This window comes from Nitrosomonas sp. HPC101 (assembly GCF_009833125.1).
Taxonomy (GTDB): domain Bacteria; phylum Pseudomonadota; class Gammaproteobacteria; order Burkholderiales; family Nitrosomonadaceae; genus Nitrosomonas.
In genome coordinates, this window is sequence record NZ_QRCC01000010.1 from 42,643 (window position 1) to 66,262 (window position 23,620).

The 23,620-nt window shown below is 50.0% G+C and carries 23 protein-coding genes; 9 read left to right on the forward strand and 14 right to left on the reverse strand.

Features of this window, described 5'->3' with window-relative positions:
• Positions 1 to 20: 20 nt before the first annotated feature.
• The 8 genes from cysM to ABO04_RS07275 all read left to right on the forward strand — a co-directional run bounded on the left by cysM (position 21) and on the right by ABO04_RS07275 (position 8,503).
• Positions 21 to 908 carry a cysteine synthase CysM gene (gene cysM / locus ABO04_RS07240; protein ID WP_160810013.1) on the forward strand — a complete coding sequence of 296 codons (888 nt, stop codon included), beginning with the start codon at positions 21 to 23 and terminating at the stop codon, positions 906 to 908.
• A gap of 110 nt (positions 909 to 1,018) precedes the next feature.
• Positions 1,019 to 2,986 carry a hypothetical protein gene (locus tag ABO04_RS07245; RefSeq protein ID WP_345853139.1) on the forward strand — a complete coding sequence of 656 codons (1,968 nt, stop codon included), beginning with the start codon at positions 1,019 to 1,021 and terminating at the stop codon, positions 2,984 to 2,986.
• A 5-nt stretch (positions 2,987 to 2,991) separates the two neighbouring features.
• Positions 2,992 to 3,231, forward strand: coding sequence for a hypothetical protein (locus ABO04_RS07250; protein ID WP_160810289.1), 240 nt, complete (start codon positions 2,992 to 2,994; stop codon positions 3,229 to 3,231).
• Between the two features lie 25 nt (positions 3,232 to 3,256).
• Complete coding sequence (locus ABO04_RS07255; protein ID WP_160810015.1) at positions 3,257 to 3,682, forward strand: YdbL family protein; 426 nt, start codon at positions 3,257 to 3,259, stop codon at positions 3,680 to 3,682.
• Between the two features lie 176 nt (positions 3,683 to 3,858).
• Entirely contained in the window at positions 3,859 to 5,046 is a 1,188-nt protein-coding gene (locus ABO04_RS07260; RefSeq protein WP_160810016.1) for an aspartate aminotransferase family protein, read from the forward strand.
• Positions 5,047 to 5,222: 176 nt separating this feature from the next.
• Positions 5,223 to 6,146, forward strand: a complete 924-nt coding sequence (gene argF / locus ABO04_RS07265) for an ornithine carbamoyltransferase (RefSeq protein WP_160810017.1) — start codon at positions 5,223 to 5,225, stop codon at positions 6,144 to 6,146.
• 37 nt (positions 6,147 to 6,183) lie between these two features.
• Positions 6,184 to 7,398 (forward strand): argininosuccinate synthase, encoded by a 1,215-nt coding sequence (locus ABO04_RS07270; protein WP_160810018.1) that lies wholly within the window; start codon positions 6,184 to 6,186, stop codon positions 7,396 to 7,398.
• A 172-nt stretch (positions 7,399 to 7,570) separates the two neighbouring features.
• Positions 7,571 to 8,503 carry an alpha/beta hydrolase gene (locus tag ABO04_RS07275; RefSeq protein ID WP_240141468.1) on the forward strand — a complete coding sequence of 311 codons (933 nt, stop codon included), beginning with the start codon at positions 7,571 to 7,573 and terminating at the stop codon, positions 8,501 to 8,503.
• 293 nt (positions 8,504 to 8,796) lie between these two features.
• Here the strand turns inward: ABO04_RS07275 and ABO04_RS07280 are convergent, their stop codons facing one another.
• The 12 genes from ABO04_RS07280 to ampD form a co-directional block, all read right to left on the reverse strand.
• Entirely contained in the window at positions 8,797 to 10,233 is a 1,437-nt protein-coding gene (locus ABO04_RS07280) for a DUF4139 domain-containing protein (protein ID WP_160810020.1), read from the reverse strand.
• 28 nt (positions 10,234 to 10,261) lie between these two features.
• Positions 10,262 to 10,765, reverse strand: coding sequence for a hypothetical protein (locus ABO04_RS11845; RefSeq protein WP_193565788.1), 504 nt, complete (start codon positions 10,763 to 10,765; stop codon positions 10,262 to 10,264).
• 506 nt (positions 10,766 to 11,271) lie between these two features.
• A complete protein-coding gene (locus tag ABO04_RS07290; RefSeq protein ID WP_240141469.1) occupies positions 11,272 to 12,114 on the reverse strand; it encodes an ABC transporter ATP-binding protein in 843 nt (280 codons plus the stop codon).
• Positions 12,115 to 12,119: 5 nt separating this feature from the next.
• Positions 12,120 to 12,815: an ABC transporter permease subunit gene (locus ABO04_RS07295; protein ID WP_240141470.1), complete on the reverse strand. Its 696-nt coding sequence runs from the start codon at positions 12,813 to 12,815 to the stop codon at positions 12,120 to 12,122.
• A gap of 142 nt (positions 12,816 to 12,957) precedes the next feature.
• Positions 12,958 to 14,034, reverse strand: a complete 1,077-nt coding sequence (locus tag ABO04_RS07300) for an ABC transporter substrate-binding protein (RefSeq protein WP_160810023.1) — start codon at positions 14,032 to 14,034, stop codon at positions 12,958 to 12,960.
• 334 nt (positions 14,035 to 14,368) lie between these two features.
• Positions 14,369 to 14,992: a methionine biosynthesis protein MetW gene (gene metW, locus ABO04_RS07305; RefSeq protein ID WP_160810024.1), complete on the reverse strand. Its 624-nt coding sequence runs from the start codon at positions 14,990 to 14,992 to the stop codon at positions 14,369 to 14,371.
• Positions 14,993 to 15,022: 30 nt separating this feature from the next.
• Positions 15,023 to 16,156 carry a homoserine O-acetyltransferase gene (locus ABO04_RS07310; protein ID WP_160810025.1) on the reverse strand — a complete coding sequence of 378 codons (1,134 nt, stop codon included), beginning with the start codon at positions 16,154 to 16,156 and terminating at the stop codon, positions 15,023 to 15,025.
• A 130-nt stretch (positions 16,157 to 16,286) separates the two neighbouring features.
• Entirely contained in the window at positions 16,287 to 18,014 is a 1,728-nt protein-coding gene (gene ptsP, locus ABO04_RS07315) for a phosphoenolpyruvate--protein phosphotransferase (RefSeq protein WP_160810026.1), read from the reverse strand.
• Positions 18,011 to 18,280, reverse strand: coding sequence for an HPr family phosphocarrier protein (locus ABO04_RS07320; RefSeq protein ID WP_160810027.1), 270 nt, complete (start codon positions 18,278 to 18,280; stop codon positions 18,011 to 18,013). The genes ptsP and ABO04_RS07320 overlap by 4 nt, the downstream gene beginning before the upstream one ends.
• A complete protein-coding gene (locus ABO04_RS07325; protein ID WP_160810028.1) occupies positions 18,270 to 18,674 on the reverse strand; it encodes a PTS fructose transporter subunit IIA in 405 nt (134 codons plus the stop codon). The genes ABO04_RS07320 and ABO04_RS07325 overlap by 11 nt, the downstream gene beginning before the upstream one ends.
• 125 nt (positions 18,675 to 18,799) lie before the next feature.
• Entirely contained in the window at positions 18,800 to 19,918 is a 1,119-nt protein-coding gene (gene corA / locus ABO04_RS07330; RefSeq protein WP_160810029.1) for a magnesium/cobalt transporter CorA, read from the reverse strand.
• A 71-nt stretch (positions 19,919 to 19,989) separates the two neighbouring features.
• A complete protein-coding gene (gene ampD, locus ABO04_RS07335) occupies positions 19,990 to 20,541 on the reverse strand; it encodes a 1,6-anhydro-N-acetylmuramyl-L-alanine amidase AmpD (RefSeq protein WP_160810030.1) in 552 nt (183 codons plus the stop codon).
• Between the two features lie 77 nt (positions 20,542 to 20,618).
• Between ampD and tmk the strand changes: the two genes are divergently transcribed.
• Positions 20,619 to 21,254: a dTMP kinase gene (gene tmk / locus ABO04_RS07340; protein WP_160810290.1), complete on the forward strand. Its 636-nt coding sequence runs from the start codon at positions 20,619 to 20,621 to the stop codon at positions 21,252 to 21,254.
• A gap of 35 nt (positions 21,255 to 21,289) precedes the next feature.
• Here the strand turns inward: tmk and ABO04_RS07345 are convergent, their stop codons facing one another.
• Both ABO04_RS07345 and ABO04_RS07350 read right to left on the reverse strand, forming a co-directional pair.
• Complete coding sequence (locus ABO04_RS07345; RefSeq protein WP_205012763.1) at positions 21,290 to 21,823, reverse strand: hypothetical protein; 534 nt, start codon at positions 21,821 to 21,823, stop codon at positions 21,290 to 21,292.
• A 28-nt stretch (positions 21,824 to 21,851) separates the two neighbouring features.
• Positions 21,852 to 23,114 carry a hypothetical protein gene (locus ABO04_RS07350; RefSeq protein WP_205012764.1) on the reverse strand — a complete coding sequence of 421 codons (1,263 nt, stop codon included), beginning with the start codon at positions 23,112 to 23,114 and terminating at the stop codon, positions 21,852 to 21,854.
• Positions 23,115 to 23,620 lie beyond the last annotated feature (506 nt).

Sequence of the window (23,620 nt, forward strand, 5' to 3'; positions counted from 1 at the left end):
GTGGCAGCGTATATCTGGTCATGCATAAAACCATCGAAAATTTTATCGGACATACTCCTCTGGTTCAGCTCAAACGTATTCCGGGGGCAACCAGCAATATTATTCTGGCGAAGCTGGAAGGGAATAATCCGGCGGGTTCAGTCAAGGATCGGCCCGCCTACTCCATGATTATGCGTGCACAGCAACGCGGAGATATTCAGCCGGGAGATACGCTGATTGAGGCAACCAGCGGTAATACCGGAATTGCACTGGCCATGGCGGCAGCAATCCTGGGGTATCGCATGATTCTGGTTATGCCGGAAACTCAAAGTCTGGAGCGTCGCCAAGTAATGGCAGCATACGGTGCCAAAATTATTTTGACTCCCAGGGAAGGAGGGATGGAACTGGCCAGGGATACTGCCGAACAACTGTGCAATACCGGACAAGGCATCATTCTCGATCAGTTTTCCAATCCGGATAATCCACTGGCACATTATGAGGGGACAGCACCTGAGATCTGGCAGGATACTGCGGGGAAAGTGACTCATTTTGTAAGCAGTATGGGAACAACCGGTACAATCATGGGGTGTGCTCGCTATTTCCAGGAACAAAAGCAGAAGGTGGAGATCATCGGTGTACAACCTGAGGAAGGTGCCCAGATTCCCGGAATCCGTAAATGGCCGGAAGCTTATCTGCCCAGAATTTACCAGCCGGAACGTGTTGATCGCATTCTGCTGGTATCTCAACAGGAGGCTGAAGACATGGTGCGTCGTCTGGCATGCGAAGAAGGAGTGTTCGCAGGCATTTCTTCCGGAGGTGCGCTGGCAGCAGCACTCAAGCTTTCTGCCCAGGTGGAAAATGCGATGATTGTTTTTATTGTATGTGACCGTGGAGATCGCTATCTGTCGACCGGAATTTTCCCTTCCTGAAGAATATGAAGCCGGGTTGGCTCTGGTTTTATCGTGTCAGCTTTCCAGTTTGTATTTGCAGGTCTGTTATACATCTTTGGCTGTTTTTTCTGATTTTTGCAGGTTGTTCTGTGGCAGATGCCACTGTCCCCTATTTTAATTTTGTGCTGGAAAATATTCGGCATGCTGCCTTTAAGATTCATTCAGCCAGCATCAAACTGACTGGAATCCCGTCCCCTGTACTTGAGATCAATCTGGATGAACTGCTTGCGGGTGATCGAAAATGGCGTGATATTCGTCTGAGATGTGATCAAATTCGTATCAATCGTGAATCAATCGACTGTGAAGCAGGGATATTACGGATTGGTAGATTGTCTTCAGCGGTAACTTTCCAGCTTTCTTTGCAGCACAAACGGTTTATGCTTGAATTTTATCCGCTGCCAGCAAAAAATCCGGTAGAGAAATGGCAATTGATGATCGACTGGCGGCTGGAAAAATGGCAAGGGGTATTGAAGATAGTGAATGGAGAAGGGAGATTTTTAGCTGATCTGCTGCCCCAGAAAAAAGATCCACTACAGATACATCAGGCAAAAATCAATGGAAGTATTCGCCTGAGCGGAAATGAAACCTCGATATCAGCATTGTCCGCACGATTGGATGTCAATCAGCTATCTTTCAGTGATTCGAGCGGGCTGCATGCAGGTGAACGGATCGATCTGCTGCTTGATCTGGACGTATGGCAAAAACGGGATATCTGGCAATGGCGAGGCAAGGTTGTCTGGCCGGACGGAGAAGTTTTCTGGCAACCGTTTTATTTTTCCGGAGGTGGGCACGCATTAACTGCTGAAGGGACAGTACAGGATGAGCATATCAGCATATCTCGCGGCGAGCTTAGTCTGGTAGGGGTGGGTAAAGCCGGTTTCTCTGCTGTTGCCAGTATTCCGGACCGAACATTGCGACAGGCCAGATTGTCATCCGAGGGCCTGGAATTATCCACTCTGTTTGGCAGCATTATCCGGCCACTGGTTGCGGATACGGCACTGGCTAAAACAGAGGCTGCTGGCCAGGCAAATATTACCTGGCATTACCAGGATAGTGCACACAAGTCACTGATCGTCGATTTGCAGGATGTATCGCTGACTGATACGCGTGAGCGGTTTGCAGTTGAAGGGTTGAGCGCCCATGTGCCATTGGATCGCGACCAGGTTCTGGATGGATCAATCCAGTTCGGCAAGGCCCGGATATTGGGAATCCCTTTGGGCGCAGCGCATGTTCCGATCAGGACAAACGGAATGCGGTTCAGCATTCCTCATGCAGAAGTACCAATATTGGATGGGGCGTTAGAGATAGAAAATCTTGCAGCTTCTTTACAGACGTCCGACTGGCAGTGGCAGTTCAATGGACGGCTTTCCCCAATTTCGATGGAGAAACTGACGGAGTCTCTGCAGGTTCAACCTATGTTTGGAACATTGTCGGGTACCATACCCAAAATGAGCTATGCCAATTCAACGATAACAATGGAGGGCGAGTTTGTTTCCGGTGTGTTCGATGGTGTGGCGGTGGCCCGGAATCTGGTGCTGACCCACCCTCTCGGTTTGACGCCTCATTTGATGGCGGATGTGGATATGTATCACATTGACCTTGATCTGCTGACACGCGCCTATTCATTCGGGAATATACAGGGACGCATCGATGTAGCGGTACATGATCTTGAGCTGATGAACTGGGAGCCAGTAAAGTTTGATGCAAAACTTGCCAGCAGTGTGGGGGATTACAAACGCCGGATCAGTCAGGCAGCAATCAAGAATCTTGTCGCATTGGGCGGTGAATCTACGGTGACAGCCATCCAGAAAAGTTTTCTTGGGATGTTTGAACAATTTCGCTACGCTGAAATTGGCTGGAATTGTAAGCTGCGTGGACACATTTGCTACATGAGCGGTATCAAATCAGCTTCTCGGGATGATAAGGGGTACGTGCTGGTCAAAGGCAGTGGCATACCTGCAATTACGATTACCGGCTATAATTCGGAGGTGGACTGGCTTGAGCTGCTCAAGCGTTTGAGGCATGCCATCGAAAGTGGCAACCCGGTTATTCATTAAGGATGATGATAAATCACAATTCCAATCTAATTCTGCTGATAGCTGTCGGCTTTGTTATGACAGCTTGTGTAACCATTAATATTTACTTTCCGGCTGCGGCTGCGGAAAAAGTAGCTGACAAGATTATCGATGAAGTGTGGCAGACTAATGATGGGGCCGGTAACAGAGATCAATCCGGAGAAAAATCGAATAATGACACCCACAATAACAAGATTGATAATAAATCCGATAAAACCAGGCTGTAAAGGGTTTTTTGAAGGTGTAAATTTAGTGTGCAGACAGTTAATCCAGTACATGATGCTGGTATCACTGGTTTTTTTTCTGTGTATCAGCTTTGCAAGTGCGGTGGATTTTAACGCCAGTTCACCGGCTGTGACCCGGTTGAAACAGGATATGAAGCAGCGTCATAGTCAATTGATTCCGTTTTATGACAGTGGCGCAGTAGGCTTGACCCGCGACGGGCTGATTGTGTTGCGTGATGCCAACGCCGTGCCATTGTCAGGGCGACAGTCGATCAACGCACTTGTTGCTGCCGAAAATCAGGATCGTAATGCCTTGTATCGGGAAATAGCACTGGCTAATAACCACACTGAATGGGAAGACAGTATCCGGTCTACATTTGCCCAGCGTTGGGTAAAATGGGCCAGGCCGGATTGGTGGTATCAGTTGGAGAACGGTTCCTGGCAAAAGAAATGATCTGACAGGATGAATAGTCGATCCAGTTAGAGTTAGAATATCCGGCAGAAAACTGCTTGCAATGGCCTGATAAATAAATGATATTAATCGGTTCCCAGAAGGGAAATTGATTCCCCGGAGTGGCGGCACAAAGCCGCCGTGTTGTTTTAGAACAAGAAAAATAAGGTGTGCTTTCCGTGTCTCATGTAATGAATACTTATGCGCGGCTTCCTGTTACCTTTGTTAAGGGAGAGGGTGTTTGGCTGTGGGATGATCAAGGTAATCGCTATCTTGATGCACTATCAGGAATTGCGGTCTGCGGGGTCGGGCACTGCCATCCTGCGCTGACGAAAGCGTTGTGTGAACAGGCCGCTATATTAGTACATACTTCTAATCTCTACTATATTCAGAATCAGGAACGCCTGGCAGACAGATTGACCAGTCTGTCTGGTCTGGAGAAAGCTTTTTTCTGTAATTCGGGAGCAGAGTCGAATGAGGCCGCTATCAAACTGGCGAGACTTTACGGCCATGACCGGGGAATCGATCTGCCGACAATTATCGTGATGGAACACTCGTTCCATGGCCGGACCATGGCAACATTGACTGCCACGGGTAACCGCAAAACTCAGGCGGGCTTTGAGCCGTTACTGACGGGTTTCGTGCGTGTGCCCTATGATGATCTGGGGGCAGTAAGCAAGGTTGCAGCGGATAACAGGGAAATCGTGGCCATCTTGCTGGAAACCTATCAGGGAGAAGGTGGAGTCAATTTCCCACAGGCGAACTATCTACAAGGGTTGCGCAGGATCTGCGATCAAAACGGCTGGTTGCTGATGCTTGATGAGGTGCAGTGTGGTCTTGGACGGACAGGTAAGTGGTTTGCCTTTCAGCACAGTAATATCGTCCCGGATGTTATGACCTTGGCAAAAGGATTGGGATCTGGCTTGCCGATTGGTGCCTGTCTGGCGGGTGGAAAAGCTGCGGAGGTATTCAAACCGGGCAATCATGCCTCCACTTTTGGCGGGAACCCGCTTGCGTGCAGGGCCGCGCTGGTTACGCTTGACATTATCGAACGGGAAGGACTGATGGCAAATGCTGTGGCTATCGGTAATTTCATGCGGGAAGAATTCAAGCAGAAATTACACGCCTGGCAGGATGTACTGAAAATTCGCGGGCAGGGAATGATGATTGGGATCGAGCTGCCGATACCCTGTGGTGAACTTGTGCCTGAAGCATTGAAGCGTCGGTTGCTGATCAATGTAACATCCGAGAAGGTGGTGCGGCTGCTGCCGGCATTGAATATGCACAGGACGGAGGCAGAGCAGGTGGTGGCTGAGGTATCTGCGCTCATTGCCTGGTTTCTTGAAAATCGGGAGAAGTTGCAATAAAGGTTGAGCCATTCGGTTGTTATCTGAGACGGGAGCATCGTCCGTAGTGCTTTTTCTTCTTCCACATGATCGCTCCATCTTTATTTTTCCTGGACTCAAGAGTTTTTGCCTTATCTGCCTGACAGAGAGGCGGAAATGCGAAAATTCCCAGATATTTTGTTGATAGAAATCATTTTATGCAGATTAGGCATTTTTTACAGTTTAAGGATTTTGACCGACAGGAATATGAATACCTGTTCGAGCGGACACGCTGGATCAAGAATGAATTCAAGCAATATCGTCGCTATTGGCCGCTAGCCGATCGTACGCTCGCCATGATTTTTGAAAAACACTCGACGCGTACACGTCTTTCATTTGAAGCAGGGATGCACCAGTTAGGTGGCAGTGCTATTTATCTTTCAACACGTGATACTCAGCTGGGGCGTGGTGAGCCGGTGGAGGATGCGGCCAGAGTTGTTTCAAGAATGGTTGATATCATTACCATCCGTACGCATGAGCATCAGATTATTGAGCGTTTTGCAGAAAATTCGCGGGTGCCGGTGATTAATGGTTTGACCGATGAATACCATCCCTGCCAGATTCTGGCAGATATCTTTACTTTTATGGAGCATCGCGGAGGGATTGCGGGCAAAACTGTCGCCTGGATTGGTGATTCCAACAATGTATGCAACACCTGGCTACAGGCTGCGGAGATTTTTGATTTCAACGTGCATGTTTCCACACCACCGGGTTATGAAGTGGAGCCGGAGCGGGCGGGTCTGTATGGCACGGATCATTACGAACAGTTTGCCTCCCCGCATGATGCAGTAAAGGATGCCGATCTGGTCACGACTGATGTATGGACCAGCATGGGCTTCGAGGATGAGGTGGATGCGCGTAAAAATGATTTTGCAGAATTCCGGGTGGATGTCGAGATGATGGCCGGTGCCGGAAAAGATGCTTTGTTCATGCATTGTCTGCCGGCACACCGCGGTGAAGAAGTGGATGCAGCAGTCATTGATGGCCCCCAGTCAGTGGTATGGGATGAAGCCGAGAACCGGCTGCATACACAGAAAGCATTGATGGAATACTTGCTGCTGGGCAGGATTAGTGTCAGATAATTTCTGATTATCTGGAAATTTTTGATTGTGAAGAGACATGAATAAAATCAGGAAAGTAGTGCTCGCATTTTCGGGAGGTCTGGATACCTCGGTCATTTTGAAGTGGCTGCAGGATGCCTACCAGTGTGAGGTGGTTACTTTTACAGCTGATATTGGCCAGGGCGAGGAAATTGAGCCGGCACGCGCCAAGGCTCAACAGCTTGGCGTCAAGGAAATCTTCATTGAGGATCTGCGTGAAGAATTCGTGCGTAACTATGTTTTTCCCATGTTCCGCGCCAACGCGGTTTATGAAGGGGAATATCTGCTTGGGACCAGTATTGCCCGGCCGCTGATTGCCAAACGTCAGATTGAAATAGCGCGGCAAACGGATGCCGATGCTGTCTCGCACGGCGCTACCGGGAAAGGAAATGACCAAGTGCGTTTTGAGCTCGGTTACTATGCATTGCAACCGGATATTCATGTCATTGCACCCTGGCGCGAGTGGAATTTGACCTCACGTGAAAAACTGCTGGCGTATGCCGAGCAGCGGGGTATCCCGATTGAAATGAAAAAGAAGCAGGGGTCGCCTTACAGCATGGATGCCAATCTGCTCCATATTTCTTATGAAGGGCGTTTGCTGGAAGATCCTGCTGCAGAACCGGAAGAAAGCATGTGGCGCTGGACAGTTTCGCCTGAAGCAGCTCCCAGCGAACCTGAATATCTGGATCTGGAATACGAGCGCGGCGATATCATTGCATTGAACGGTGAAAAGCTGTCTCCTGCAACCATACTGACCCGGCTTAATCAGCTGGGAGGTAAACATGGCATCGGGCGTCTTGATCTGGTGGAAAACCGTTATGTTGGCATGAAATCACGTGGCTGTTATGAAACTCCGGGTGGCACGATTATGCTGCGCGCCCATCGTGCGATTGAATCAATCACACTTGACCGAGAAGTCGCCCATTTGAAGGATGATCTGATGCCACGCTATGCAGCACTGATCTATAACGGTTATTGGTGGAGCCCGGAAAGAGAGCTGTTGCAGATCCTGATCAATGAATCCCAGTCACACGTAAATGGTCATGTCCGGCTCAAACTCTATAAGGGTAACGTAATGGTGGTCGGGCGTGATTCTCGTACGGATTCACTGTTTGATCCTAATATTGCTACTTTTGAGGAAGATGGGGGAGCCTATCAGCAGGCAGATGCAGCTGGTTTTATCAAACTGAATGCGCTCAGGATGCGGATTGCAAGAATAATCCGTGGACACTGATTCAGCAGGAGTTTTTGTTAACCAGGGTGCTAGCGCTGGAAATGACACAATCTGCCTTCGTTAGCAGAAGGTAGAGCCGGAACGAGTATTCCTTGTGCTTGTTGTCAAATTTGTGTAATCACAATTCACTTCCCTGCTGGATATGGTTACGTATCATCCTGAAAGAGATGTCATGGAAAACCCTTCAGATATAGCATGGAAATATCTGTCTATACCGACGCAGTCTGGAAAAATAAAGCCCGGGCGAAATAGTCGTCAGCTTGCCTACACGGACTGGGGAGATCCGGAAAATCACCATGTAGTGGTGTGCGTACACGGTTTGACACGCAACTGTAGGGATTTTGATTTTCTTGCGATGGCCCTGGAACAGGATTTCAGAGTGATTTGTATCGATCTGGCGGGCCGTGGTCGCAGTGACTGGCTGGAAAATGCAGATGGCTATAATTCTGCGATGACTTATTTGTTGGATATGGAATGTGTACTCAAACACATTTATCAGCAAAATAACTATAGCCGTTTCCATCTTTACTGGGTGGGCGTGTCGATGGGAGGATTGGTCGGCATGTTACTGGCTGCCCGCCAACGATTGCCTGCCGCTTGTCGGTTCAGAGCACTGGTAATGAGCGATATTGGTCCATTGGTTCCATCCAGTATTTTGTCTGTATTTTCCATGACTGTTGGGAAAGATCCCCGCTTTCGGAACCTGGCTGAGCTGGAAATACACATGCGTAGCACAGCGTTACCTTATAACGTGCTTACAGACGCGCAGTGGCATCATATGGCGCTGTACAGTGCGCATGAATATAAGGATGGTACGATTGGTTATCGGTATGATCCTGCCATTTCGTCCGGTTTTCGCTCATCAAACCTGAAAGATATCGATTTGTGGACTTACTGGAATAAGATTGATCTTCCGGTACTAGTGCTCCGAGGAGAGAAATCGGAAGTCTTGACACCTGAAATAGCCAGTGAAATGCAACTGCACCAGATCAATGTAAAGGTTGTTGAGCTGGCAGGTATCGGGCATGCACCCATGCTGATGGATGCAGAGCAAATTAACCTGGCTAGAAATTTTCTGCTGAAATTCAAAAATCAGGAAAAATGAACCTGGAAACTGCAGTTGGACGCGCCTGAGTATGCGTCTGCGTCATCTGGCAAGGCGCAGCAGGGTTATCAGTAGCAAGCTTACTACTTCCATTGCGGTTTCCAGAAGCTGACAAGCGATTAACGGCAATTCCCAGGAGAACACTTTCAGACATTTCCATTTCATGGATACATCAGTCATGCAAGGCTGTATGAGAATGGAAGAAGGTGCACAGAAGCGCAGCAACGAAAGAACAGACAAGGCAGTGGTGCTGCGAACGCTGCCTTACCCGAAACATCGGTTTCCGAAAGTTTCTAATGCTTGATCCGGACCCGGTAACTCAACACAATTTTTTCCTTGACGGGAATGGTGATTTTCCATTCGGCCAGATTAGCGGCTGGCCTGGTGTGAGGAAAGGATTCCGAAATTATGATCCAGTCACCGGGGATGGGCTCCTGCACCCGAATCGTGACTGCTTCCTGGCGTGTATTGTGGATTTCAATCTTGTGGGCTGTTTCAGTAAAGCGTTGGGAGGGTGTATCCAATTGCTGAAAATCTGTCTGGATTCTCGTGGCGGTGATATCAAAAGCTTTACCCAGCTTTACCCGAACGGGATCATTCTTCGCTATGTGGTCAATATGATCTTCACCCAGAAATTGCGTGTTGTCTTGAGAGTCTTTTATATAAGCGCGTACGATTCCTCCAGGTAGCGGCTTGTCCAGCCCTTTTCCCTTGTTTTCAAACTGGATAAAGACATCTGGTCGTAGTTTGTTATCGCTGTTGGTATATCTGCTGAGGTAGTGGGCTTCAATGCCACGCAGTAAAAATTCCCTGCTGACCGGAATATCTGCAGCTGACATCAATATAACCTGTTTTGTCTGATTTTCTGCCAGTGTGGTGGTGGCAGGCATGGTGTAAAGATGATATTCAAACAGAGGTTCTTCCTTGCTTTTCTGATATTCGGCAGCATCTGCCACCATGGCCATCATTTTTCTGGTCTGGGGCTGCTCAGAGGAAATCTGATTGATATTCCCGGCCACCAGCTGCAGATGAGCATTCGGATACGTAATGCCACTGTGGTTGGCCAGCGTAATCAGTCCACTGAGGTCAATCCGATCATCATTGGTATTGAGTTCAGCCACGTAGTCAGCCTGCCAGGAAAGCCCGGAGGTCAGATAAGATAGTTCAAGTTCACGGTCGCTCTGGGAAGCGCTTTCCAGTACCAGTGACAAGGTAGGCCGATCATGCAGATGATCGGGGATATCCGGGAAGGTGATGCGTCCCGTGGTGCCGGTTTCGATTCGATCTGCGAATTTCAGTACAACCCCCCCGCGCGTGGAGAGTACGGTGGCGGCTTCTGTTGTTTCTTTCCCGGTTACGGGATTGGTGTAAATGATGTTAACGGTACGCCCGAGATAGCTTTCCAGCAGTTTTTCCGGGGTAAGCAGATCAAAGTCAAAATTCTGTTCCAGTAACTGGGATCCGGCAGGTTGGCCGGGTGTGTGCAGCAGCGCTGTTTGTGGGCGTATCTGTGCTGAAACTTCACGCCAAACCAGTCGGTTAATACCCTTTTTCAGGGGAACCTGTCGCAGATCTCTGATTAATGCCAGGTTTTCATTGTAGATTGTAACACCGAGCTGTTTTTGATCCTGGAGTGTGACAGTTTTTTCCTGCATGTGCATGGTGAACCCGGGAACACTGGTGGTTGCCAGTACCAGAGGCAGTACACTTGTATATAAGGCTTTCAGCATGTCATTTTCTCTTGTTTTAATATTGTTATCAGCCTGGCTCAGCAAGATTACAGGCTGAATTCTGCGTATTCCCGTGAGTTTCTGATGGTAGTTTTATTGTATCGGATTCTGTTGGATTGTTAGGTATGCCTGATTGAGATGGAGTATCGGGTGTATCTGGATCCATTGAATTTATTGCATCATCAGATGCAATAAATTCAATGGATATTTCCCTCATGCCTTTTTCAGTATCTGCCAGCCTGGCATTAGCTTCTACCCGGGCACGTGCCTCTGCCGTGACGTGTGCGCGTGCTTCGGTTTCAATCCGGCCTCTGGCTTCGTGAATTGCGGTATTTTCAGCTTCTAGCCGTGAGGCGTGAGTGTCATCAAAAGAAGCATCGTATTTTCCCTGCCTGGAGGGGGTATTTGTATATGGGGATTCGTTACCGAATATTGTTTTACCGGAGTGAATAGGAACAGCATTTGGTTCGGTCTCGTTTCCCGATTGCGGTGCAATGTTCAGAATTGATCTGAGATGAGATTTGAATAGCATGGCGGGTACCGTTTTACCGGAAAAATACGAAAATGGTACTCACCTTATCAATTGCTGCAGCATGGCAATCGGCTGAAAAAGAGGTGAAAAGTCAGGCTAATCGAAAGAATGCAGGCGTTGCAGATAAGCCATCAACTGCGATTCTCAGACTCATGGTATGTCGGTTACGTTGCTGCTTTCACCGGCGAGTGAACACATGATGGAAAAGGCAGCGCCAGGTGTTGTCCCAGTGAAAAGATTTCAGCGTTCCAGCTGATAAGTGCCGTGAAGGAGATAGGGGGGTATGCCTTGCATGCCGACTGGCAGTGTGATGAAACTTTGTGCGAGTACAAAAACACCAGCAAGTGTCCGTCGATCTCCGGAAATAAAAGGGTGGCTTCATGGTTCGGGTAAGGAAAGACATATTATGCCGTTCGTATATGTAAACAAATACATCAGAAATGCTCTGGCTGGTATTGCTTGTTCCGCTTTGCCGGGAAGGAGGTAGTAGTTGGCGCTCCAGTGTTTTATTGTTGTTTCCGTGTTGCTTCCGGATTGTTTTTCTGATCAGTTGATTCGAGGCTGGGGTCGTGTTCTGCCAGGAGGGTTTCGTGTTCCAGAAACCGGTCGAGTTGCCGCTGGATGGTGCGGAATGCCGGGTCTTCCGGGTTACGGGGGCGAGTGAGCTCAATATCCATGATTTCAGCAATGTGTCCCCGGGGGGAGGAGGCCATGAGGGCGATGCGATCTGCCAGCATGAGTGCTTCGTGCAGATCATGGGTGATCATCAGGATGGTGGCGGCAGAATCGTTCCAGACACGCAGCAGGTAGCGCTGCATCATCCGGCGGGTTTGCATGTCCAGTGCAGAGAAGGGCTCATCCAGCAGCAGCAATCGCGGTTTTGTGGCGATGGTTCTTGCCAGGGCGATACGCTGGCGCATGCCGCCGGAAAGTTGCGAGGGTTTGTGGTCGGAAAAGGATTCCAGGCCGACTTGTTTGAGATACTGCCGTGCGTGTTCCCGGGCGTCGGCTTTTGCCATTCCCTGATTGCGCAGGGGGAAAGCGACGTTTTCTTCTGCTGTCATCCATGGGAACAGATTGTGGGTCTGAAAAATCAGGGCAGTTGCAGGGGCAGGGCCCTGTAGTACCTGGTTATCGTAGCTGACACTGCCCTGATCCGGGAAGTCCAATCCTGCAGCCAGATTGAGCAGAGTGGTTTTCCCGCACCCGCTGCGGCCGAGCAGTACGGTCAGGCTACCCGGTTCTATGATCAGATTATCTGCTTCGACAGAAACAGTGTTGCCAAAGGATTTGCGGACGTTGCTGAATTCCAGCCGGGCACCGGTTGAATGCGTGACTACATTGTTCATAGCATTTACTCTATCCATTGCAGCAGTTTGGCGTTGGCCAGCAGTAACAGACGATCGATGATGAAGCCGATGAAGCCGATAGCAAGGATGCCGATCATGACCAGCTTCATGTTATACATCTGTTGCGCCATGATGATCATGTAGCCGAGGCCGGAGTTGATGCCGGCCATTTCTCCCGCCAGCACGGCCATCCAGGCACCGAAAAAGGACATGCGAATGGCCGTCATGGCACCGGGCGTGATGGCAGGCAGTCGCACATACCACCACATTCTCATGCGCGAAGTACCCAGGTTGCGGGCAATTTTCAGATATTCAGCCGGAATGCCGTCCAGTGCAGCGATCAGCGATAGAGACATTGTTCCGAGTACCGCCATGAATACGATAAACACTGCCGCCTGACTGCCAATACCGATGACGGCAATGGTGAAAGGAATCCAGGCAACCGGAGCAATCGGGGCAAGTGACTGGACAATCGGCAAAATCAGCCGCCGCAGGAGTGGCAGTTCGATGACCATGATAGCCAGACAGGATGAGACCAGGAGTCCAGCCAGCATGCCGGTGCCAACGCGCGTCAGGGTGATGGCAGTAGCTTCGAACAATCCGGTTTTCTGCTGACCGAAGCCGATGCTGATGTTGCCGGATAAGGCATACGGAATGGTTTCGCTCGGAGGCGGCAGGATTTGCGGGTTCAGCCACTCCATATAAGAACCAAACTCCCAGAGCAGGATGATCAACAGCCAGGCCAGGCAGAACCAAAGCAAGCTTGATTGGAGGATCAGCCGGACGAATCGGCTGATCCATGTGACCTGATGACCGGGACTGTTTATGGAATGAGGCTGCATATCAGGCTGGCTGGTATTTCAGATCCAGAACAGCATCGATGATATCTGGCTTGAGGTAACCCAATTCAGCCAGATATTTTGCACCTTGGCGCAGTCCGCCAATACCTGCCTGGCTGATGACCGGGTTGGGGAACTGGCGCTTGAGTGCAACCGATAAAATCGGTCGCGGTACGCCATAGACAGGTTGTAAATCATTCAATACTGCTTCGTAATCTTCGCTGAAGGCACGGGCGGATTCCTGCAGCACCTTGAGGTAAGTTTTCAGTACGTCACGCTGCCGGTCGATGGTATGGATTTTAGTGCTGATGACACAGTCGGCCGCTTCGGGTCCCCAGACTGAGTTTGAATCCGTCAGATAAACCGCGCCCTGTTCAGCAACAACATGCTCGGCGTAAGGCTGTGCCAGTGTGCAGACATCCAGTGCCTTGTTGGCGATGGCTTCTCCCATGCCTATCATGCTCGGAAAGAAGGTCATGCGGTAGTCATCATAGGATTTGCCATGCTGTGACATCGTGCCGTATCCAACCAGTTCCAGCGTATCCAGCCGTAAGGTGCCCACACGCAGCCCTTTGCCGGCAGCATCGATAAATTCTGCCACTGATTTGACGGAGCCGTTGCGTGCAACCAGTTCGATCCCGGCCTGGCCCGAGCCGCCGATGATACGCAGATCAGTGGTGCCAGCAGTGTAGGCAGCTGCAGTCATGGTCCACGGGCTGTGGATCAGTTCGAGATTGTTGGAGACCAGCGTCTGCATAGAATCAGCAGGGCTGTTGAATTGTGTTAGCACGACATTCAATCCCGCCTTACCGAACATGCCTCTTACTTTTGCCAGTAACAGATGGGAAACACAGCCTGCCGGTAAATGCCCGACACGGATGAGAGCCCCTCCCGCGGCAGCTTCAGCGCGTGTAGCTGCAGCCAGCAGTCCTGCACCAGCCGCGGTAACATAGAACATTCCGCATCCACAGGTGCACAAAAACCGGCGTCTTGCCGGGATGAAGAGCGCATTGCTCGTTTGCGGGATTGCCGGAGCAGTGGTGTTCCTTTTAATCAGACGGCCAATAATGTTTTTGATCATGACTGGGTTCTCCATAAAAGTAGACTGATCATTCTCTGGAATGGATATTGTAATCGGAATTGGCTGAAAAGCCAGCAGGGATTTCCAGATTGGCTCCGTTACATTGCGATGTTGGTTATTGTAGGACGACTCAATGAGATAAGGAGCCTCTGAAAAACGTGAGCGAGGCAGTCCGTTCAAGACAAAAGTCGATTGATGCAGGCAAAACGCAGTGAACAGCCGTAAGACTGGCCCAATGGACATTTTGAAGATTTTTAACGCAGAAATGGCGATGCAGATCGCTTTGCAGAGGCTCCTAAGTGCAGTAGGTATATGGATGGCAATCGTGCCGGTATCAGGAATGCGGTGCGCGGCCAAAGCGATAAAACGCGAGGACACCAAACAGGTTAGGCAGGAAAGTGACCTTGTTATCGTGATTCATCACCTGTCTTTCCAGTATGTTCACCTTGTGCTGCTGACATAATTGCTCAAAATCGTGCAAGGTACACAGATGGATATTGGGGGTGTCGTACCATTGATAGGGCAGATTGGATGAGACCGGCATGTGTCCGGCCATAACCTGCAGGCGGTTTTTCCAGTATCCGAAATTGGGAAAGGATACGATGCCTTCCTTGCCGACACGTAATATTTCCTGAATGATATTTTCAGTATTCTTCATCGCCTGCAATGTCTGCGACAGGATGACATAATCGAACGATGCATCCTCGAATCCAGACAGGCCGGATTCAAGATCGTTGTGTATGACATTGATTCCCTTCTGCATGCACGCCTGGATGTTGTGGGCGCTGATTTCCACGCCGTAACCCCGTACGTTGAGCTTGTTGCCGAGGTAGTGCAATAACGTCCCGTCGCCGCAACCCAGGTCAAGTATGCTGGATCCTGGTTTGATCCAGGTGGCGATCATGGCGAAATCCGGCCGTAATGTCAGAACCGATCTGCTGATTTCAGTTGTCGTCATGTCCAAATAAAAAACCGTTGACCGGTTCTGCTAAATAGAGATGTTATCCATGTAGGCGCGTACCAGCTGGTGGTAATAGTCATCCTGCATGAGAAAGGAGTCGTGCCCGTATGTGGAAGGTATTTCCGCATAGCTGACGTTCAGTTTATTGTCGAGCAGTGCCTTGACGATCTCGCGTGAGCGTTCCGGAGAAAACCGCCAATCGGAGGTGAACGAGAGCACCAGGAAATCTGCTTGTGCACGCGCAAATGCTGCGCTCAGGTTGCCATCATAATCCTGGGCCGGATCAAAATAATCCAGTGCTTTCGTCATCAACAGGTAGGTGTTGGCATCGAACAGATCGGCAAATTTATCCCCCTGGTAATGCAGGTAAGACTCGATCTGGAACTCGACATCATAATTGAATGCAAGTGAGCCATTGCGCAGTTCACGGCCGAATTTGGTGGCCATGGAGTCATCCGATAAATAGGTGATATGACCCAGCATGCGCGCCAGGCGCAGCCCCCTGCGCGGGTGAGTGCCACGGGAATAATAGTCTCCGCCATGAAAGTCGGGATCGGTCAGAATTGCCTGGCGTGCGACATCATTGAAAGCGATGTTCTGTGCCGTCAATCTGGCGGAGGCAGCAATGACTGCGACATGACGCACTCTTTCCGGAGCATCCAGCGCCAGCTGCATGGCTGACATCCCTCCCAGGCTGCCGCCGATGATAGCAGCGAAACAATCGATACCGAACTGGTCAGCAAAACGTACATAGGTTTTTGCCCAGTCAGCCGTCGTAACCAGCGGAAAATCCGGGCCATAGCGCTTCCCGGTTCTGTCATTGATGCTGATCGGCCCGGTGGAACCATGACAGCCACCCAGATTGTTAACGCCAATAACGAAGAATTTCCGGGTATCAATCGGTTTTCCCGGACCGATCATGTTGTTCCACCAGCCGGTATTTCTGGGATTGTCTGCGTAAACACCGGCCACATGATGATTACCGGATAGTGCGTGACAGACCAGAATCGCATTGGATCGCTCCGGATTCAGTTCTCCGTAAGTTTCGTAGATAAGTTCGTAGTTATCCAGTACGGCACCGCTTTTCAGGCTGAGTGGCGTGTCAAAATGCACGCGTCGTGCCGAGACGATGCCGATTGAATCAGAATCTTGCATAGACATCTGAAAATAATAAAACCAACTGTAGATGTGAAAAATGAATGCTCATTGTATCCAATTGTGTTACTGAAAATTCAATATTCCTTGCGGGTCCTCTGCAGTGCGGCTCATAGGGGATTTAATCATAGGTTTCTTAGCTATTGAGTTTCTGCAGCAGGTCATGAATTTTGTCCGGCTCGTCCGCCTTGAGTATCTTTTGTGTCAAGCGGGTAATGTCAGGCAGATGGCTATCCAGTACTTCCCGTTTCACGGTCAGCAGCTGTGTTGGGTACATGGAAAATTGCCGTAATCCCATCCCGAGTAGCAGGCGAGTATATTTTGAATCCCCCGCCATTTCTCCACAGATGGAAACTGGCATACCGGCTTTAGCAGCGCTCTGGATGATTTGGGATAATAGCCGGAGAATGGCCGGATGCAGCGGATCAAACAGATGTGCAACGGTTTCATCGGTGCGGTCGATTGCGAGCGTGTACTGAATGAGATCGTTTGTGCCAATGGATAAAAAATCCAGTTTGCGCATGAACAGCTCCAGGCTGAGTGCAGTTGCCGGAACTTCCACCATGCAACCAATCTTGATGGTTTCATCGAAAGGCATGTTTTCATCCCGCAGGCTTTGCTTGGCAAATTCGATCATTTGCAGTGTCTGATCGACTTCCCGGCTGCTGGAGAGCATCGGGATCAGAATTTGAGTGTGACCGAGGATTGAAGCGCGCAGAATGGCGCGCAGCTGTACCAGAAACATGCCCGGTTCGGCCAGGCTCATCCGGATTGCGCGCAATCCAAGTGCCGGATTAGGTGCCATGCGATAAGCGCTTCTGAGATTCTTGTCCGCGCCGAGATCAAAAGTGCGGATAACGACGGGCAAGCCGTTCATGCCCCCGATAACCGTGGAATAAGCCTCAAACTGCTCTTCTTCATCCGGCAGATCATCCCGGTTCAAAAACAGGAATTCGCTGCGAAACAGGCCAATTCCGATTGCACTGTATTCTTTCGCCCGTTCAACTTCCTGCGGCAGCTCAATGTTGGCGTGCAGATCCACCGGTGTACCATCTCGTGTAACCGCTGCTACAGAGCGGAGACGCCAGAGTTTGCGTTTTTCCAGTTCGAGCTGGTTTTGCTTCAGGCGATATTCGGCGAGGATATATTTATCCGGATTGATGATGACGATGCCCTGGTTGCCATCTACAATCAGATTGTCATTCTCGTAGATCAGCTGCTGGGCATGCTGCATGGCTACAATCGAAGGAATGTTAAGGCTGCGCGCTACGATGGCGGTATGCGAGGTTGGCCCGCCCATGTCTGTCAGAAAGGCAGAGAACTGGTGCTGCTTGTACTGCATGACATCCGCTGGACTCAGGTCGTGCGCTACCAGAATACCAAAACCATCGTGTTTCACCGGGGGCGGAGTATGCCCCGGATGGCCGAGTAACACTTTCAGAACACGTTCGGCTATCTGAGCAACATCGGTTTTGCGTTCGCGCAGATAGGGATCCTCTATTTCTTCGAAGCGCGCAATCAGTACCTCCGTTTGCTGTGCAATTGCCCATTCAGCATTGCATTGCGCTTGCTTTACAATGCTCTGTGTGGCCTGGGAAAATATCGGATCGTCCAGAATCATCTGGTACAGCTCCAGGAAGGCGTTGAATTCAGCGGGTCCGGTTCCCGGTAGAATAGAATTTTTGAGTGTTTCCAGTTCCAGCCGTACCGTGGAGAATGCGCTGCACAACCGTGTCACTTCGGTATCAATCTGATTTTTTGGCAGCTGGTAGTGAGGAATGTTCAATGCAGCCGACGAAGCCAGATGAGCGCGTCCGATCGCAATGCCGTTGGATACACCGACACCGTGCAGGATGAAACTCATTCATCTTCCTCGAAGTAGTCATTAATCAGTGCTTTTAGGGCCTCCATCGCTTGAATTTCATCCGAGCCGATGGTTTCCAGTTCGACTACAGTACCCTTGCTGGCAGCAAGGGTCATAACACCCATGATGCTTTTGGCGTTAACCCGGCGCCCGTTGCGTGTCAGCCAGACCTCACTCTCAAATTTTTCTGCCAGCTGCGTCAGTTTGGCTGACGCGCGCGCATGCAAACCCAGTTTATTGAGGATTGTTAACGTTTCAGTTGGCATCGTCCGCTTCCTGCGCTATTTGAAGAATGCTTTCCCGGCCACCGGTCAGAACTTTATCAATCAGCTGGGGCAGCGGAAGATGTCGATGTTGTACGGCGCGTAACAACATGGGCAGATTTAATCCGGCCAGGCACTCAACGCGTCCATCCTGGATCAGTTCGCAGGCAATATTGGCAGGTGTGGCGCCTAGAATATCCGTCAGAATCAGAACACCATCCCCCTGATCCAGCTGCCGGAGCATTGCCTGCAATTGAATGATCTCGATCTCCGGATCTGCAGCAGGAGAAACAGCGTGATTCAGCAGCAATGGAGGACACTCGTCCAGAATGTGTATGATGCAATTGATCAGACTGGCCCCCAGCTGCTCATGAGTGATGATCAGAATGCCGATCATTTTGTGATTTATCCACCTGTTTACCGAAAATATCTCCGGATTTTATCATTCTCTTCTGATTGATCAGAGGTTCCTTCACCGCTTCCGGATTTGTTTGGGGGCAGCAATGGCAGCAATGTACTTTTCTATAGCCAGCGTTTATGGCGAAAGTAGATCAGCATGCCGATGACGACAACCACCATGATACTGAGTACATAGAGGTAACCGAAGGGCCAGTGAAGTTCCGGCATGTTCCAGGGACTGGAGGTATCAAAATTCATTCCGTACAACCCGGTGATGAACATCAGCGGAAGAAAAATGGTTGCGGCGATGGTGAGTGCTTTCATGATGTCATTCATGCGCTGACTCACTGCGGACAGATAGGTATCAAGCAGGCTATAGGCCATTTCGCGATAAGTTTCCACAAAGTCGATGATAATGACGCAATGGTCGTAGCAGTCACGCATATAAAGGCGTGTGGTTTCAGAGAGAAATCGCCCGTCGTCGCGCATGAGCTCGGCAATAATCTCGCGTTGCGGCCACCAGGTGCGACGCATCAGCACCAATTTACGTTTGGCATAATGAATGCTGTTGCGTGCTTCACGATTGGGATCATTCAGGATTTCGTCTTCCAGTGATTCCAGTTCGTCACCCAGTTCTTCAAGCAGAGGAAATCCGCTGTCTACAATGACATCAAGCAGCGCATACAGGAGATAATCTGCCCCGTGCGTACAGAGCTTGCTCACGCCACGAATCCGCTGGCGTACAGATTCGAACGTATCATTCCGGTTTTCGCTGATGCTGATCAGGTAGTTTTTACCGGAAAAAAAGCTGATCTGGTTGATAACCAGCGTATTTTCATCCGTCCGGTGTACGTGATTGAATACAATGAACTGGTGATTGTCATAGGCTTCAATCTTTGCTCTCGCCTCCTGATGCAATACATCTTCAAGTGCAAGCGGGTGTAGACCGAAGGCCTGGCCAAGTATTCCCAGTTGTTCCGGCGTTGGCTGACCTCGCAGGTGCAGCCAGGTAATATCAGTGGCGTCAGCTTCAGGAGGCTTGCAATCTGTGATCGCCAGATCATGCCGTTCCTCAACCGGGCCTTCTTTGCGGTAACGCAACAGAGATAACTTCGCCGGCAGTATATCGGTGGTTTTTTCGCCTTTGGCAAGTTCCAGTGAGCCTGGAGAGGCACCCGGTCGATAATTGCGCGTGCGCTTTCTGTGCAGTCTGGCCGAGCGCGTTGCTGTTTTGTGTCGCATAAAATCTGTTATATGTTGAGATCTATTGGAGAATAGCGGTTGATCAGCATATGATGCGACAGGATTAACAGTCAACCGAGGTTTCCAGGTTCAAGTGCCTGGTAGTAACTTTGCCAGTCGAAATAGGGGCCGGGATCGGTTTTTCTGTGTGGAGCAATGTCGGCATGGCCGACGATATTATCGACTGGATAAGCTGCCTGTATAGCCCGTGTAAGTTTGACCAGCCGGGTATATTGAACAGGTTCAAACGGTTGATTATCGCTGCCTTCCAGTTCGACGCCGATCGAAAAATCATTACAGTGTGAACGGCCCTGCCAGCTGGATATGCCGGCGTGCCAGGCGCGCAAGGTGCAGGGGACAAACTGGATGATTTCCCCATCGCGGCGAATGAAAAAATGACTGGACACTTTCAAATCCTGTAATCCCTGATAATACGGATGTGCCTGTGGATCGAGCTGGTTGGTGAAAAGCTCGATGACACTATCGCCCCCAAATTCTTCCGGCGGCAGGCTGATGGCATGGATAACCAGCAGGCGGATGTCACTCCGATCCGGTCGTTCGTCGCAATTGGGCGAGGGGATGTATCTGGCCAGAGTCAGGTGGCCTGCGGTATCGATAAGCATGGATGTGACGGATTAATAGAGCAGTGATTTGAGCGTTGCTTCAAAGAAGAAGAGATGATTTTAATCAAATGATTACCTTGCAGTACGGAAAATTTATTACCTTTGAAGGCATCGATGGCGCAGGAAAAAGCACGCATCTGGCCTGGCTGGAGCATTTTCTGCAGGACAAAGGGTTGGAGGTGGTCGTGACACGCGAGCCTGGTGGTACCGCATTGGGCGAGGCGCTGCGGTTGCTGCTGCTGGATCATCGTCAGGCCATGCATCCCGAGACTGAAGCCTTATTGATGTTTGCTGCACGACGGGAACATCTGGATAAAGTCATACTACCCGCGCTGGAGCGCGGCGCCTGGGTAATTTCAGATCGTTTTACCGATGCCAGTTTTGCCTATCAGGGCGGGGGCAGAGGGATCGCACTGGAAAAACTGGAGGCGCTGGAACAGTGGGTGCAGGAAGCGTTCTCGCCTGACCTGACCGTGTATTTCGATGTGCCGGTGGTACTGGGCCGTGAACGGGTGCAATCCACCAGAGCGACCGATCGTTTTGAAAAAGAAACGGATCTATTTTTTGAACATGTACGACAAGCTTACCTGCAACGTGCCAGACAATTTCCGCAAAGGATTCGGGTGGTGGATGGCAGCCAGCCACTGGAAGCTGTCAAAACAGCTGTGGCGGAAGTAGTGGAGAACTTTTGGTCAGATCAAGCTGATCCATGAGCTTACGAGTACTGCTGTTGCAGTTGCGAAAATTTTCAAAGAACACCGATTTTCCGGCAAGCATCGAGAAACGGCTTTTTGAGGAAGTTACATTCAGCGTACGGGTTCTTCTGCACCTGTCGCGCTAGCGTGGTCATGAAGTCTGCAGGATCCCGACCATCTTCTTTCCACTCATCCAGTACCTGTGTCAACCAGTATTTTCCATCGTTCTCAGCGCAGATTTTGGCTTTGTAGCGCTCATCAATGCTGTATACGTCCTTCCAGGTTTCGATTTCCTCGGTGATGGCAGCGGGGCCGAATTGTAACTGTACGTTCACAGGTTTCAGATGTTCGATGTTGGAATGCTGCAAGACTACCTGAATATCGATGGTGTGGGCCGCAGTTGCGAATGGGTAGAAGGCCTTGCGCCGCCCAGCCGGGTTGCGGGTAGGATCCTTGCTGAGCTTATAGGTACTATTGCACTCGTGGCAGGCGGGCGCAAGATTGTGAAAATTGATGGAATTGAATGGATATAGCGCTTTCGGTAGATAGTGGTCGTAGGCCTCACGTTTGCTGTGATGCTCACCCAATGAAAGGCTTATGCTGACTCATTCGGCTTTAGTCGTTTTGGATACCATGCAAGGATCTATCCAGAGCTTGTTCAAATGTCGATGCCTTGTGCCTCATTTCGAGGTCAATTTCTCCAAATACATTCCGCAGTTCCTCTCGATAGGAGCGCTTTGTCGGAATGGTCGTCCCCAAGATCACGGCAGTCATGAATGACGATGAAACATTTGCCAGATCGCGATCACTCTGAAGCTTGATATGGCTGCGAATGGCAATTTCCAGCAGAGAGGTCTTGGATGATTTAGAGAGTTTCTCGCTTGGGATGATGTCTTCTAGCATAGAGCCGAGCACCTTAGTGGCTTCCTTGGAAATATAGTGCCGATCAAAACCATCGGCAATACGGGTAGCCTCGGGGATATCAGAGTCATTAATCCACGCACACTGTTCAGCCCAATCTGTGACAACGCTGACCAAGCGGTAGAGAAGATAGTGAAAAGGCGTCGGCCACTCCTGATAGGTTTCTTCGTCAGGTAGCCCAGACATTTGCTTGAGGATCTTTTTCGCAAAGTACCCAAAATAGTGTAGCCACATATGGTCTTGCAGGCCTTGATGAATACCCTCGTGGACCATGATTTCGAAGAGTGTTATTCCCGAATTGATTGGGCAGCGGAATCTACCTGCATCGGAGTATGAACCTAACGATCCATTGAGCTTCTCGACCAGCTTAATATCTTCATCCAGCCGTCGGCATACTGCCTCACCGATGGCTTTATCCAGGCCATTATTCAACGCAGCAGCTGCGTCGGCAAAGAAGAATCGGAGCAACCGGTTATTCTCCGGAAGGGATAGTCGATTTCCAACACTCAGGTTCTGGTTGTTTTTCAACTCTACGTAGAGACGGCTTCCAGATGCATCGAGCAATGCATCTATGTAGCGCCCAATGAAGTCAGAACGCATTGCTTCGTCGGATTCAAGGAGCTTGAGGCAAAAATGTGGGTGAGCTATCGCCAAGTGGATGGTCAGCTCCGGGGAAGTGACTAGATTCAAGAGAATCTCGTGGGCTTGCGTGCCGACCTCGTCACGAGCTAAGCTCCAGGATTTCAGATGTTGAAGCAAGGAATTCCAGCGCTTTCGCCAAGCCGGTAATGCTTTAGGTTCATCTCCGCGCAACAGTGCAGCTATGTCAATTTTGCGTTTGTCTAGACGATCAATCCAGCGCACAAGCAAAGACTGCTGCTTGGTCAAAGAAATAAGTTTGGGTAATTGAGGTTCAACTAGCAGTACCAACTCGTCGTAGCGCTTGGTGAGATGCAAGTTCTCAATTAACTCACGAAAGATGTGGACTCTTCCTCGGGAAAGTATAGGAAATCTTGTGCGCCAAAAGAAGTAGAAGGCAACAGAGAGCAGCAACAGGTAAACTGCGCTCGAACTATCGAGCCCCCATTTCCACGGCCCCAGGCTGTAGTATACAGCCCTAGACTTTTCAAGGCGGGAGCAAACACCAAATAGTGGATGAGGAGAAAAGCTATGCCGCCGATAACCCAATCCCCCCAAGTCATGCAGAAGCGAAGTCGAAGCCTATTAGTAGGAGATATTAGCGCCCATACTGCGGCGATAACGCCCAATATGGTGAGTAAGCTGGTCGTATCAATTTGGGTAGGAGCTGTCATAGTGCGGTGGTCAAGTAATTTCAGACACTTTAATAGGTTTTTGCGCCGCCATTTTTCGTTTGTAGACAGTGGGCGACAGATTGCCTAGCGCTGAAACGCCGATGCGTTACCGCTCCATTGCGATCTGTGCAGTGTGTATGTCATTGTAAT